The 13,499-nt window shown below is 36.6% G+C and carries 14 protein-coding genes; 12 read left to right on the top strand and 2 right to left on the bottom strand.

Translation table 11 applies throughout. The features are described from left to right. The first annotated feature begins 25 nt into the window (after positions 1–25). The 10 genes from CES88_RS15090 to CES88_RS16675 are packed head-to-tail and all read left to right on the top strand — an operon-like array spanning position 26 to position 9,680. Positions 26–913 carry a hypothetical protein gene (locus CES88_RS15090; protein ID WP_290736248.1) on the top strand — a complete coding sequence of 296 codons (888 nt, stop codon included), beginning with the start codon at positions 26–28 and terminating at the stop codon, positions 911–913. A 4-nt stretch (positions 914–917) separates the two neighbouring features. Then, a complete protein-coding gene (locus CES88_RS15095) occupies positions 918–1,622 on the top strand; it encodes a hypothetical protein (protein WP_290736251.1) in 705 nt (234 codons plus the stop codon). Next, positions 1,623–2,729 carry an LptF/LptG family permease gene (locus CES88_RS15100; protein ID WP_290736254.1) on the top strand — a complete coding sequence of 369 codons (1,107 nt, stop codon included), beginning with the start codon at positions 1,623–1,625 and terminating at the stop codon, positions 2,727–2,729. It abuts the gene before it with no gap. After that, positions 2,726–4,351 carry a glycosyltransferase family 39 protein gene (locus CES88_RS15105; protein WP_290736257.1) on the top strand — a complete coding sequence of 542 codons (1,626 nt, stop codon included), beginning with the start codon at positions 2,726–2,728 and terminating at the stop codon, positions 4,349–4,351. The genes CES88_RS15100 and CES88_RS15105 overlap by 4 nt, the downstream gene beginning before the upstream one ends. Positions 4,352–4,383: 32 nt before the next feature. Further along, positions 4,384–4,977: a peptide deformylase gene (gene def, locus CES88_RS15110; protein ID WP_290736260.1), complete on the top strand. Its 594-nt coding sequence runs from the start codon at positions 4,384–4,386 to the stop codon at positions 4,975–4,977. Further along, positions 4,978–5,919, top strand: a complete 942-nt coding sequence (fmt, locus tag CES88_RS15115) for a methionyl-tRNA formyltransferase (RefSeq protein ID WP_290736263.1) — start codon at positions 4,978–4,980, stop codon at positions 5,917–5,919. Between the two features lie 9 nt (positions 5,920–5,928). Further along, positions 5,929–6,576 (top strand): ribulose-phosphate 3-epimerase, encoded by a 648-nt coding sequence (gene rpe, locus CES88_RS15120; RefSeq protein WP_290736265.1) that lies wholly within the window; start codon positions 5,929–5,931, stop codon positions 6,574–6,576. A gap of 1 nt (position 6,577) precedes the next feature. Continuing rightward, the gene (hutH, locus tag CES88_RS15125) at positions 6,578–8,125 is read left to right on the top strand and encodes a histidine ammonia-lyase (protein ID WP_290736268.1); all 1,548 of its coding nucleotides are present in this window, start codon (positions 6,578–6,580) and stop codon (positions 8,123–8,125) included. Between the two features lie 11 nt (positions 8,126–8,136). Beyond that, on the top strand, positions 8,137–9,351 hold the full coding sequence (gene hutI, locus CES88_RS15130; protein ID WP_290736272.1) for an imidazolonepropionase: 1,215 nt from the start codon (positions 8,137–8,139) through the stop codon (positions 9,349–9,351). After that, positions 9,339–9,680, top strand: a complete 342-nt coding sequence (locus CES88_RS16675; protein WP_365993258.1) for a hypothetical protein — start codon at positions 9,339–9,341, stop codon at positions 9,678–9,680. The genes hutI and CES88_RS16675 overlap by 13 nt, the downstream gene beginning before the upstream one ends. Here CES88_RS16675 and CES88_RS15135 read toward each other — a convergent pair. Continuing rightward, positions 9,677–10,231: a TlpA disulfide reductase family protein gene (locus CES88_RS15135; protein WP_290736275.1), complete on the bottom strand. Its 555-nt coding sequence runs from the start codon at positions 10,229–10,231 to the stop codon at positions 9,677–9,679. The two genes, CES88_RS16675 and CES88_RS15135, sit on opposite strands and share 4 nt — an antisense overlap. 36 nt (positions 10,232–10,267) lie before the next feature. On the opposite strand from CES88_RS15135, the gene CES88_RS15140 reads away from it, so the two are divergent. Both CES88_RS15140 and CES88_RS15145 read left to right on the top strand, forming a co-directional pair. Beyond that, complete coding sequence (locus CES88_RS15140; RefSeq protein ID WP_290736278.1) at positions 10,268–10,531, top strand: hypothetical protein; 264 nt, start codon at positions 10,268–10,270, stop codon at positions 10,529–10,531. Between the two features lie 25 nt (positions 10,532–10,556). Next, the gene (locus CES88_RS15145; RefSeq protein WP_290736281.1) at positions 10,557–12,041 is read left to right on the top strand and encodes a glycerol kinase; all 1,485 of its coding nucleotides are present in this window, start codon (positions 10,557–10,559) and stop codon (positions 12,039–12,041) included. Here CES88_RS15145 and radA read toward each other — a convergent pair. Further along, positions 12,036–13,400, bottom strand: coding sequence for a DNA repair protein RadA (gene radA / locus CES88_RS15150; protein ID WP_290736283.1), 1,365 nt, complete (start codon positions 13,398–13,400; stop codon positions 12,036–12,038). The genes CES88_RS15145 and radA overlap by 6 nt on opposite strands. Positions 13,401–13,499 lie beyond the last annotated feature (99 nt).

The following is a 13,499-nucleotide window of genomic DNA, read 5'->3' on the forward strand; positions in this document are numbered from 1 at the left end:
TAGTAAACTTTAATTTGGAAAATTTATGAAACTTAGATTATCACATTTATCACTATTGTCCATCTGTCTTGCCTTTACGCTATGTGCTCAAGGTCGAATTATGGAGTATGAAACGACTAGGCTAAAGTCGACTGCTGGTGCCGGAGCAGGCTCTCTTTTAGTCGAAGAATCTATTTTCTTAAATCCCGCTGCAATATCATTTTTTAATACAAGTACTTTCTATTTTCAAAAAGTCAGCACAGAACAAACTCCAGATAATGGAGTAATGTCTGAAGCCGATGCGATTAGTTTTATTGCCTCTGACACAAAAGGATCTTTAAAAGGAGCTGTCGCTTATACAAAGCAAAAAAAGGGAGCTGAAAGTAGAAAAACAATGGCAGGTTCAATGGCCTCACCATTGGGAAAAACATCTTCTTTTGGTGTTAGTTACCAACATATCACTGAGAATACTGTTGATGAGTTTCATCAAACTCATGAAGAGAGCTATAAGAAGTTCACTCTTGGTGTCACTAGAATTCTTACTCCTGACTTCACAATGGGTGTTGTTGCCATTGATCCTCTAAGAGAAAGACCTCAAGATTCCAAGGCCATTATTGGATTTCAATATGTTTTCAAAGATATTATTTCTGTCATGTTTGATGGTGGAGCTGATTGGAAAAATAACCTTTCTTCAACACTTGTCTGGAAAACTGCTGCTCAAATCAAATTCCTAGATAACTTCTACCTTAGATTTGGTACTTACAGAGACAAAGCCCTTAAAGAACGTGGCTCTGGTGCTGGAATAAGCTGGGTACAACCGAAGCTTACAATTGAAGCAGCTTTAAAGAACTCTAAGTTAGAAGAAGATGACAATCTAAGACAAGAAGGAGAGAAAGTACAAGAGACTTCTCTTTCAATGTCATATAGGTTCTAAACAAATGAGCCAAGATAAGAAAGCTTCCGATGAGGAAAAGCAGCGCCCCGAGAGAGTTGTTAATGCTTACAGAGACCGTTTAAAAGCCCTCAAGCAGGCTAGACAATATTACTCCAATGGAGAAATACCCAAGGCTGTTGAAAGGTACTCAACCTACTTAAATAATCTCGCTTCATACTTTGGAGTTACAGAAGACAAGTTGACTCCAGCATTCTTTGATGCTGAAAAAGAAATTTCAGAGCTTCTACTCATTAGTCAAGCCTATTGGGATCTCTCTAAAGCCTACGACAGAAGTCCTAATCTACACAGAGAATCGATTCGCTGTCTTGAGCAATTTGTTAAGTTTACCAATGGGTTTAAATATCAACACATTAACGCTCAAATGCTTCGAAAGTTTATAAAGAGAAAGCAGGCCCATAACCTCAAATCTTTTCAAAATGCCTATACAAAAATTCAGGTTGAATCAAAAGGATGCTTTATTGCAACCTATAGCTTTGGAGAAAATCATAGTGTCACAAATGATCTTAGGCTCTTTAAACAGAGAATTCTTCCATATAAAATTGGGCTTAAATTTATTGAAATTTATTACTTAAGTTCACCTAAGCTCGTAAATTACTTTGAAAAAGCTGGAACTCTTGGACAAGTAATTAATAAGATGGTTCTTCGTCCTAGCTTATTTGTTTTTTCTAAATTGGTGAAAAAGTTCTAGATGGGTATTATTAGAAAATTAATATTAAAAGAGTGGTTCAAGTTCTTCGCAGGCTCAGTCATCGCTCTATTTATGCTCGTTTCTGTTGCAAATTTAATCTCAGGCTTCCTAAGAGGAAATGTTACAGCAACAGAAGTTCTCATTAATCACTTTATCGAAATCCCTGGCTACCTTAACAAAATATTTCCAGTGTCCTGCCTAATGGCAAGTTTATTTAGTATTAATAAATTAAAAACAAGAAGTGAGCTCACTGCAATTTTTGCATCTGGATACTCCCGTAAGAACTATATTATTGATCTTATTTTCGCATCACTTGTTGTTACAATTATTCAGTTCTTAATGAGTTCATACATCTCTCCATTTTTTAAATCACAAAGAGAGAATCTCATAACCGAATCTACTCATAAGTTTAGCAATCTTAAAAGCCAAGGACTTAGATCTTCTACCATAGGTAGTGGAAAGATGTGGTACAAATCTGACGACTACTTCATTGCCTTTACAAATTATAATCAAGTAAAGAAAGAGTTGTATAATGTCACTCTTTATAAACTCTCTATTGATAACTACCTCGAAGAAATACTTGCAATGGAAAAAGTATTCTGGGAAAAAGGGATATGGGTAGGAAAAGAAGTTATTACACTTGATCATTTAAACGAGAAATCATTTCCAAAGGCTGACTCCAACCGAGAAACAATTGTTAGTCTTTCAGAAACCCCTGACGATCTTCGACAAATTGAAGCCGACATTACTATTTTAGATATTGTAAAGCTTTGGAAGTATATCAAACAACTAAAGAGCAGTGGTATCAATATAGATGAGTATATGGTTCTCTTTTATGATAAATTTTCAAACTCAATCATCTGTATCATCTTTGCGATCCTTGCATCTGTCTCTATTTTTAATCCAAATAGAAGAAGTAGTTCATTTGGTAAAAATATTGCAGCCGTTTTCTTTTTTACTATTCTCTACTGGCTTGTTTATTCATACCTAATTGAACTAGGTAATAATTCTAAACTGATACCATTTGCTGCGACATTTTCAGTCCCTGCAACCTTTACTATAATTCTAATTATTATTTTTTCCAGAAATAGGAAACTTGCAAAATGACCTCAATAAGCTCAATCAAAAAGCTTTCAATTTTTTCAATTTTCTTAGTTTTTGCTCTCTACATTTGGGACATTGGAAATCTCGATGCCATAAGACAGGGAACGGAAGGCTTCTACTTACAAATTGCGAAGGAAATGTTTGAGAACAGCTCAATCCTCACACCTCTTTATAATGGAGAAAATCATTGGTCTAAACCCCCTCTCCAATTCTGGATGGCCAACATATTCTACTTCTTTGGTGGCGGTCCAAGTATTTTTCTTTCTCGATTTGTTATTGTTATTTTTTCTCTATCCACTATTATTATTTCTTCAAAGATTGTGTCTAGAGTTCTATCTAAGCCCTTTCTTTTAATATTTGTCTATATTAGTGCGACTCTTGGAATGTTTAAATATTCCCGAATCTTCATGATGGAAATGCCTCTCACTATGCTTACAACTATTGGAGCGCTCTACTTCTATCAATATCTAGAAAATAAGAAAAATGCACTTCATTATGCAGCACTTTTTCTAGGTCTATCGGTGCTAGTCAAAGGTCCCGTCTCCTTAGTAATGGCCGGAGGTGGTATTGGATTATTTCTTCTTATTGAATGGTATATGTTTGGTTTTAATTCAACGGACTTAAAAAAAGCCTTAAAGTGCTTAACTTACTCTCTGGCGATTGCCTCGATTTGGTTTATTATATGTACAATTAAATATGGACATGAATTTATCGATTACTTCTTTCTCAGAGAAAATCTAGGAAAGTTTGCCTCTAAATCTTATCCTATTAGGCATGTCTTTCAAGGACTACTTATTTTTTCTCTTCCATGGAGCCTCTACCTACCGACAAGCCTCGCACAAGTTAAAGATCACTGGGTAAAAGTTAAGAATGATAAATTTCTTATGTTCTCTAACTGCTGCTTCTTCGTTTTTTTTACTCTTTGGTTAATTCCTTCGCAGAGATCTCATCACTATGCTATGCCTTCTCTAGTATTCTTTCTTATATCAAATTTTATTTTACTAAATAATTACTCATTAAATGAAAAACGTCAGAAGATGATGAACTTAGCAAATGTCACAATTGCTGGACTAATGACATTAACCGCTCTTTTATTTGGAACACTTCTAATTTTTAAAGATGTTCACAATTCAACTTCTTTAACAATTAAGGTCATCACTACAATATGCCTTCTTCTTCTTGGATCATTTTTATTTGTAAAAAGTAAGAAGCAAATTTCTAAATACTTTATTGCGCTCTTTATTATTGGAAACCTTTGGAATATTTTTATTCCATCATTCATACTTCCTTATCTTCCAAAGAAAGTCATAACACTTATAGGTAGTAGGGAAATAAGCGCCGCTGTGAGAAAACCTTACTTCATCGAAGAAGCCCTTGAGAGGAAAGTTCACTGGATTGGGGGAAGTAAGATCAGACAGTATATTCTGGAAAATAACCATCTCTATATAACTCACCAAGTCACTTACGATAGATACCAACTAAATAACTTAACAAATGTCGTAACTAGCTGGAAAATCTGGCGACGTGGAGTTAAGCTCAAAGATGGCATTGAAGCTCTTAGCTCTAAAAATATCGACCAGCTAAAAGATACTGTATACCTCTTAGAAAACAAGCCCTTGAAGTAGACTTACGCGCAGCCTCCATGCTATAAGGGCTCATGGAAAATTCAAACTTTTTAGAAGATTATAAACTTGAAGGAGAACTTCTTCAAATATTCACCTACCCTGCACCTGTCCTAAAGAAAGTTGCAGAACCCGTCGCTGAATTCAATGATGAGCTACGTGCACTTTGTAAGGATATGCTATTTACAATGTATCACGCTCCGGGAATTGGTCTCGCTGCTCCACAGATTGGAAAGAGCATTCGACTCTTCGTCATGGATATTGATTTCGATAGAGAAGAAGTAACTAGGGCCGACGGAAGTACCGATCACACTCTTTCTAACTTCAATCCATTAATATTTATAAATCCAATAATTAGCAACAGGCACGGTGAAGTACTCTACGAAGAAGGCTGCCTAAGCGTTCCAGGAATTTATGAAGAAGTTAAAAGGGCCGAGACAATTACCGTCGAGTACCAAGATATGTGGGGAGAGAAGCATTCAATAGATGCCGACGAACTTCTCTCAATTTGTATTCAGCATGAGAACGATCACCTTGAAGGTATCGTCTTCCTTGAAAGACTGAGTATGTTAAAGCAAAACTTCCTAAAGAAGAAATTCCTTAAGCAGAAAAAGAAGAAAGGAAACTAGATGAAGAAGTTGAATGTAATCTTTTGTGGAACTCCTGACTTTTCTGTTCCCGCTCTTGAAATGCTATTCAATCATCCTCATATCAATCTTGCCCATGTCATTACAATGCCAGATAGGCCAGCAGGAAGAGGACAAAAACTTCAATCTCCACCGGTGGCAATTTTTGCAAAAGAAAATAGAATTCCACTTATCCAAACTGAGAATATAAATAAAGAAGAAGCATTTTTAAAAAAAGTAAGTACTGAAAAAATAGACGCTATTGTCGTTCTTGCTTTTGCACAATTTCTTGGATCTAAAGTTCTAGAACTTCCAAAACTTGGTTGCTTCAATATTCACACATCTCTTCTTCCAAAGTACAGAGGTGCCGCACCGATTCAATACGCTCTACTAAATGGAGATAAGGAAAGTGGAGTAAGTATTCAAAGAATGGTTAAACAGATGGACGCTGGAGACTTAGTTCATTCTTATCCGATGCCAATTGATCATAATGAAACAGGTGGACAACTATATACCCGCCTAAAGTTTCAAGCGGCCCTTAGTTTAAACACACTAGTATATGAACTCATTGACGGCTCTGTAACTTTTAAGGAACAAGAACACTCTCTCGCAACTTTTGCACCAACTCTAAAAAAAGAAGACGGCTATCTCGACTTTACAAATAAAAGTTGTGAAGAAATTCACAATCAAGTTAGAGCGCTCATTCCATGGCCAGGAACCTGGTGTAGCCTCAATGGGAAGAGACTCAAAGTTTTTTCCGTTGAAAAATCTCTCAAAACTACCAACACTGGCAATTGCGATACAAGTGATGGCAATCTACTTATTGGCTGTAAAGACGGAACACTTAGACTTACAGATGTTCAAATTGAAGGCAAGAAGAGATGCACAGACTCTTCTCTAATAAATGGAATGCAAAACTCTACAAATGAATTCAAAATAAACTAGAGAGAAATTATGATTATTTCACCAAGTCTTTTAGCCTGTGATTTTTTAAATATTGAATCTGAACTTTTAGCATTCAAAGATTTCAAGGACACTTGGTTTCACTTAGATATTATGGACTCACACTTTGTTCCCAACTTAACGTTTGGTCATCCTATCGTGAAATTGATTTCTAAAAAAACCGAAATTCCACTCGATGCCCACTTTATGGTAACCAACCCTGAATTCTATATCGACACTTTTAAAGATTATAATATACATAACTTCACCTTCCATATTGAGGCGACAGATAATGCTCTCGAACTGGTAAGAAAAGCTAAGAAACTCTACCCTAGCGTTGGTCTATCGATAAAGCCCAAAACTCCTTTAAATTCTATTACTGAAGAGTTGCTAGCTGAAATTGATCTTATACTAATCATGTCGGTTGAACCTGGTTTTGGTGGACAATCATTCATTGAAGAAAGTTACAAGAGAGTCGAACACTTTAATAAATTAAAAGAAAAATTCCCTCAACTCATGATTCAAGTCGACGGTGGAGTGACTAACAATAATGCAGCAAACTTAAAGAAGTCTGGTGCAAATAATCTCGTTGCAGGCTCATATATATTTAAAGATGGCCCAAGCACGTACAAAGAAAAACTAGAAAGCTTAAGGAGATAGAATGTCTAACGTTGAAAAAATAATCTTTAATGGCAAATCATTAACAATAGAACAAGTTCATCATATTGCTTTTTCAAAGCCTGGGAAAGTTGAAGTTAGTATTTGCGAAAAAGCTCTCGAAAGAATGAAAGAATCTCGCGCCTACGTTCACAGCATTGTTGAAAAAGGTGAACCTGTTTATGGTATAAATACTGGCTTTGGCGCTCTTTCAAGCATGCATATAAAGAAAGAAGAACTGGCCACCCTACAATTAAACTTAATTCGCTCTCACTGTACTGGTACAGGTCGACCTTTTAGTCGAGAGATTACTCGAGCAATTATGATCCTTAGGGCAAATTGTCTAATTTCTGGCTACTCAGGAATTCAACCTGAAATTGTTCAACTTATTTTAGACTTTTTAAACTTCGATATTAATCCAATTGTGCCAGAGAAGGGATCTGTTGGAGCCTCTGGAGATCTCGCTCCTTTATCACACATCGCTCTTGCCTTAATAGGAGAGGGAGAGGTGATATTTGACGGGAAGCACTCTAATTCAAATTTTGCGATCGACCAAATAGGAAGAAAGCCTGCAGTCCTTGGTCCAAAAGACGGCCTAGCTCTTATTAATGGAACAGCTGTTATGGCAGCCATTGGAGCCTGCGCAGTAGTCGAAGCTACAAATATAATGAAGATTGCAGATATAAGTGCCGCTCTCACATTGGACGGAGTGAAAGGAACAAGTAAAGCTTACTACGAGGGCATCACAAGACTTAAGCCACACCCTGGGCAAATTGATGCCTGTGAAAATCTTAACAACTTACTTAAGGATTCAGAAATTAAAGATTCTCACGATGACTGTGGGAAAGTACAAGACCCATATTCTCTACGCTGTGTTCCTCAAGTTCACGGAGCCTGTAGACAAACACTAACTCATGCAAGAGATGTTATTTCAATTGAACTTAACTCAGTAACCGATAATCCTCTTATTTTTCTTGAAGAGGACTCTGTTGTTAGTGGAGGAAATTTTCACGGGGAAGCACTTGCTCTAGTTATGGATTACTTAGCGATGGGTGTTGCAGAAATTTGTAATATTTGTGAGAGAAGAATTGAGAAAATGATGAATCCAAGTTTTTCTGATCTTCCAGCCTTCTTAACTAAGAACTCTGGCCTAAATTCAGGACTCATGATTGCTCACGTTACTGCAGCGGCATTGACATCAGAAAATAAGTACCTATGCCATCCAGCTTCTGTTGATAGTGTTCCAACATCAACAGATAAGGAAGACCACGTATCAATGGGTGTAACTTCAGGAAGAAAGTTATTAGAAGTTATTGATAACGCAAAAACAGTTCTTGGAATTGAACTTCTTTGTAATACGCAAGCATTAGACTTTCAAAGACCTTTAAAATCATCAAAGGCACTTGAAGCCGTGCATACACTCATCAGACAGCACGTTCCACCAATTGAAGACGACAGAGTATTTTACAAAGATATGGAAAATATAAAGAAGCTAATTTCATCTAATGAAATTGTTCTGGCAGCAACAGAACATATTGAAAAATTAAATTAGGATTATCTTGTATGAGCTTAAAGGCATTTAGAAATTTTTCTCAAATTGTAACCCTTGCCAAGAGTTTTGAAAAAGACGGAAGACATCTTCAACCAGAAGACCTCTCTATTATTGAGCAGGCTTCAATTGTTTTCGACAGTGACGAAATTGTTTGGGTCGGAAGAGATGAAGACCTGCTAAATGAATATCAGTCTGTTCCGTCAGAAGATTTTCACGGCAAAACTTTACTTCCAGAACTTGTTGATTCGCACACACACCTTGTTTTTGGTGGCGATAGATCATCAGAATATTCTATGCGACTAAACGGTGCTGACTACCAAGATATTGCAAATGCAGGTGGCGGTATACTTTCCACCATGAAAGCAACAAACCTTGCAACCCATGACGAATTATTTGAATCTGCAGTAAAGAGAATTGAAAGAATCTATAGCTATGGTGTTGGTACAATAGAAATTAAAAGTGGGTACGGCCTCAACTATGAGAAAGAAAAAGAGTGCTCTCTCCTTATTTCTAAACTTAAGGATCACTTCAAAGGCCAAGTGCAAATTAGTAACACCTTTATGGCCGCTCACGCAGTTCCTAAAAAATATGAGAGCTCAAACGAATATATAAATAAAGAAGTTATTCCTCTCCTAAAAGAGCTTTCAGAGTTTGGAATTATTGATGCCGTCGATATTTTCCACGAGGAAGGATACTTTGATGAAGTTGATACTCAACAGTTATTTGATGTTGCCTCATTTTTAAATATTCCAGTTAAGAGTCACGCAGATGAATTCAAGGATAACAAGGGTGCAATACTAGCAGCAAAGAATCATGCCTTAAGTACTGATCACTTACTCTGCACAGGCGATGATGGCATTAAAGCACTTGCAGGATCTAATACCGTAGCAACACTACTTCCTGGTACTGGATTTTTTCTAGGGAAACCTCAGGCCAATGCTCGTGCCTTTTTTGACGCTGGCGTAAAAGTTGCTATTGCTTCAGATTACAATCCTGGCTCATGTCATTGTGACAATGTTTTACTAGTTGCCTCCCTCGCTGCTCCTACCTATAAGATGAATATTGCTGAACTCTGGTCTGCTATTACACTCAATGCAGCTCATGCACTAAACCTCAAAAAACAAGGAGCTCTTGTTCCTGGACTAGCGCCTAGATTTACAATTTTTGATACGGATAATTTAGATAAAATTACTTATCACTGGGGTGTTAACCTTTGCATTCGTTAATAAGAATCATATTCATTCTTCTCCTTCTTACCTCTTGCAACGATAAGCCCCAAGAATGCGCTTGTACCTTTGAATACAAACCTGTTTGTGCTGATGGGAAGCAGTTTGACAATAAATGCCTCGCAAAATGTAATGGGGCCATAAATTTTTCAGAAAGTAGATGTGACTGTAATTCCGCATCAGGAGAGGTTTGCGCAAGACCACCGATGCCCCCCTGTCCAGAAGGAATGATGTGTACACAAGTAATGCCTCCACCAAAGCTCTACTCCAGCGAGTGTGAGGCTTTAAAGGAGAAGGCAGAAATTTTAAAAAAAGAAATGTGTAATTAGTTCTTTAAAAGTTTATCAAACTTTTCATATACTTCTTCAGAGCTAAAATCTTTTGCCCCATTTGAAACTTGAATAACTTTTCCCTTGTGAAAAATTATAGAAACAGGAATCGCAGAAACCATAAACTTCTCTAGGATAGATCCATCTGTATCTGCAATATTTTGAAAATTTAACTTATACTTTTTGACGATTTTCTTAATATTTGTCATTTGATCTTCATCATCTTGATTAACTCCAAGAACCATGACTTTTGAATCATCATACTTCTCTTTCATTTTTACAATTGAAGGAAATTCAATAAGACACGGCTTACACCAAGTTGCCCAAAAATTAATGACAACAATAGGAGCTTTTATCTCTTTAAGCTTTATTTTTTTGTTTTCCGTAGTTTTCAACTCAAGTGAATTATAAAGTGACTCATAATGAGTAAATACTTTCTTTTCAACTTTTGTAGCATCGGCCTTTAAGTCGAATAAATTAAATACACCCTGACCTACCCCTAAAACTGTTAGGAAAGCGAGAGCTATATAAATTGGAAAATATTTCTTCATTGAGACCCCTGCCTCTTTAGATTAGCATTTATTATAATGGAAAAATCTGATTTATTTAACCAAGAATTCAATTCCCATCAACAAGAATTACTGCAATATCTTGACGCAAATATGCCCCCAGCAAAGCTTTTAGTCAACAATAAGGGTCAGGCATTTATAGAATTTCTATTCATATTACTCGCCATGATTATGATCTCTTTTGGCATGCTAAAGGGCTTAAATAGTTCAATTTCTGAGCGCTGGCTTGGTACTGTTAAGGCCATTGCAAAGCCCACCCCCACTGACATACAATTAAGATAAATTTCATTTAATTATAGAGGTTACGATGAATTACATACTCTCAATAGATCAGGGAACTACTGGAACTACTGCCGTACTTATAGATGCTCAATCAATGAGCTTTGTTGATAAGGTAAATAAAGAGTTTCAACAAATTTTTCCTAAACCTTCATGGGTTGAACATAATTTAAATGATATCTGGGAATCCATTGAATCTACAATTAAAGAAGTTTTAAAGAAGAACAACATAGAGCCTGATCAAATATCTTCAATTGGAATCACAAACCAGAGAGAGACGACCTGTGCTTTTAATAAAAAAGGTACTCCTCTCGCGAACGCCATTGTCTGGCAAGACAGGAGAACTAGTGATTTCTGTCACTCTTTAAGAGACAAAGAAGAATTTGTTAAAACAAAAACAGGCCTAAAAATTGATTCCTACTTTTCTGGAACCAAAATGAACTGGCTCTTAAATAATAACGATAAAGTTGAACAAGCTCATCGAAGCGATAATTTACTATTTGGAACAATCGATACATTTATTCTCTATAAGTTAAGTGGCTCTCTCGCCCACAAGACAGAAGCATCAAATGCTTCAAGAACACTACTTATGGACTTGAAGACAAGTGATTGGTGTGCAGAACTTTTAGACTTATTTAAAGTTCCAAGAAATACACTCCCTGAAATTTGTGATTCATTCTGTGAGTTTGGAAAAACAAAGGGACTATCCTTTCTTCCAGACGGAATTCCAATCACCGGTATTCTAGGAGACCAGCAAAGTGCCCTCTTTGGACAGGCCGGCTTATCAGATGGAGACTTGAAATGTACATATGGTACTGGTGCTTTCATGCTTTTAAATACTGGGACAGAAATTAGAGAATCAAAGCATGGCCTCTTAACAACTGTAGCCTATAAAGAAAATGGAACTACCTACTATGCTCTAGAAGGCAGTACTTACATTTGCGGTGCTGCAGTTCAGTGGCTTAGAGACAACATGGGGATTGTCGAGAATAGTTCGGATATTGAAGAGCTCGCAAGGAAAGTTAAGAATCTAGATGAAATGGAGCACGTAATGTTCCTTCCATTTTTTACAGGGATTGGATCTCCCCACTGGTCCTCTGATGCCAAGGCTGCAATCCTAGGACTTACTAGAGATACAGGAAAAGAGCATATCGCAAGAGCATGCTTAGATGGCATGGCCCTTTCGATTAATGATTTATTACAGGCAATGGCACTAGATATTGGGAGTGAGATTGAAACTCTTAAAGTTGACGGTGGAGCTGTTGTTAATGAGTTACTTATGAATATCCAATCTACAATTTCAAATGTTGAAATTATTAGACCACGTGTAATAGAAACTACTGCCTATGGTGCTGCACTAGCCTCGGCCATAGGAGCTGGTCTTATAGGAAAAGAAAAAATTCCCGAGCTCTGGAAAAAAGATATCTCCTTTAATGGTAATAAAAACGAATTATCTCATTATGAAATGAAGAAGGAAAAGTGGACCAAGTATATAGACTCTCTATTCTTATAGAGAGACTATTTTTTCTAACTCATTAATCCTCTTTAATCCAATAAGCTGAAGCTTTGTTCTTCTTTGATATTCAAGAGATATTTTCTTTGATGTAATAACTTTCTTGTAGTTCAGTTGCTCCATTTCTTTAATTCTCTTTTCAATATGAGAAACACTTCTAACTTCTCCATTCAATCCCACTTCTCCCAAAAAAATAACGCCTTCTTCAATTTTCTTATTTCTATAAGAGCTAAGAAGGGATGCTATTATACTCAAGTCTGTATCTTGTGTTTTAACTTTAAATCCACCGACAATATTTAAGTAAATATCATTATATCCCATGGGTATTCCCAAGTACTTTTCAATAATCGCCACAATCATTGCCAATCTATTTACATCAATTCCTTGAGTTGTTCTCCTTCCGTTGCCGTACTTATTTTCAACAACAAGCGCCTGTACCTCAATAAAGAGAGGCCTTGTTCCTTCATTAATACAACTTAGGCTTCTACCAAAAGTTTCAGAACAATCAGACTCTAAAAAATACTGTGATGGATTTTTAACTTCTTTTAATCCATCTTCTTTCATTTCAAAGATACCTACTTCATTAGTGTTTCCAAATCTATTCTTAATCGATCTTAATATTCTATAGTTTCCTAACTGATCTCCTTCAAAGTAAATAACACAATCAACCATATGCTCTAAAATCTTTGGCCCTGCAATTGTTCCCTCTTTTGTAATATGTCCCACAACAAAGCATGTAGTAGAACTTCCCTTCACATGATTCATTAATTCGTAAGTGACTTCACGGATTTGTGAAACTGAACCTGGAGAGGATGGCACATCCGATGAAACTGTTGTTTGAATTGAGTCTAGAACAATCACAGAAGGCTTAAGCTTCTTTATTTGACCAAGAATTTTCTGCCAATTTGTCTCATTATAAATAAAGTACTTTGATCCTTTAAGGCCTAAACGATTTGATCTCTGCGCTATTTGATGAATAGACTCTTCCCCTGAAATATAAAGAATTGACTCGTCATTATATCTTTCAGAAAGTTTTGCTAGCACTTCTGTCAAAAGAGTAGACTTACCAATTCCCGGCTCTCCTCCAACGAGAGTTAAGCTACCAATCACAATCCCGCCGCCCAGAACCCTATCAAACTCAGATATTCCAGTAACCTTTCTCTCATAGCTAGAAACTTCAACTTCTCCAACTCTCTTAGGGCTATTTTCGATATCCTCCCTAATAGCAACCTTTCTCCCTAAGACTTCCTCCTCCTCAAAAGAGTTCCATTCCGAGCAGTTTGCACACCTTCCCGCCCACTTTAAGGCCCGTAAACCACAGTTTTTACATACATAAGCTATTGAAAGCTTCTTACTCATAGGTAATTCCTTCACGAATCTCTAATTCATTTTGCCATACGCATCAACAACTTATATGTAATGAATATATTAAGTTTAACTGCAAGAGTAATTGCTAGA

Origin of the sequence: Halobacteriovorax sp. JY17, from assembly GCF_002753895.1 — a bacterium.
GTDB lineage: Bacteria > Bdellovibrionota > Bacteriovoracia > Bacteriovoracales > Bacteriovoracaceae > Halobacteriovorax.

Bases quoted from the DNA above. Each gene is read 5' to 3' on its own strand.
- def (WP_290736260.1), top strand. From the start codon at position 4,384: ATGGAAAATTCAAACTTTTTAGAAGATTATAAACTTGAAGGAGAACTT.
- CES88_RS15135 (WP_290736275.1), bottom strand. From the start codon at position 10,231: ATGAAGAAATATTTTCCAATTTATATAGCTCTCGCTTTCCTAACAGTT.
- CES88_RS15145 (WP_290736281.1), top strand. From the start codon at position 10,557: ATGAATTACATACTCTCAATAGATCAGGGAACTACTGGAACTACTGCC.
- fmt (WP_290736263.1), top strand. From the start codon at position 4,978: ATGAAGAAGTTGAATGTAATCTTTTGTGGAACTCCTGACTTTTCTGTT.
- CES88_RS15100 (WP_290736254.1), top strand. From the start codon at position 1,623: ATGGGTATTATTAGAAAATTAATATTAAAAGAGTGGTTCAAGTTCTTC.
- radA (WP_290736283.1), bottom strand. From the start codon at position 13,400: ATGAGTAAGAAGCTTTCAATAGCTTATGTATGTAAAAACTGTGGTTTA.
- rpe (WP_290736265.1), top strand. From the start codon at position 5,929: ATGATTATTTCACCAAGTCTTTTAGCCTGTGATTTTTTAAATATTGAA.
- CES88_RS15105 (WP_290736257.1), top strand. From the start codon at position 2,726: ATGACCTCAATAAGCTCAATCAAAAAGCTTTCAATTTTTTCAATTTTC.
- CES88_RS15095 (WP_290736251.1), top strand. From the start codon at position 918: ATGAGCCAAGATAAGAAAGCTTCCGATGAGGAAAAGCAGCGCCCCGAG.
- hutH (WP_290736268.1), top strand. From the start codon at position 6,578: ATGTCTAACGTTGAAAAAATAATCTTTAATGGCAAATCATTAACAATA.
- CES88_RS15090 (WP_290736248.1), top strand. From the start codon at position 26: ATGAAACTTAGATTATCACATTTATCACTATTGTCCATCTGTCTTGCC.
- CES88_RS15140 (WP_290736278.1), top strand. From the start codon at position 10,268: ATGGAAAAATCTGATTTATTTAACCAAGAATTCAATTCCCATCAACAA.
- hutI (WP_290736272.1), top strand. From the start codon at position 8,137: ATGAGCTTAAAGGCATTTAGAAATTTTTCTCAAATTGTAACCCTTGCC.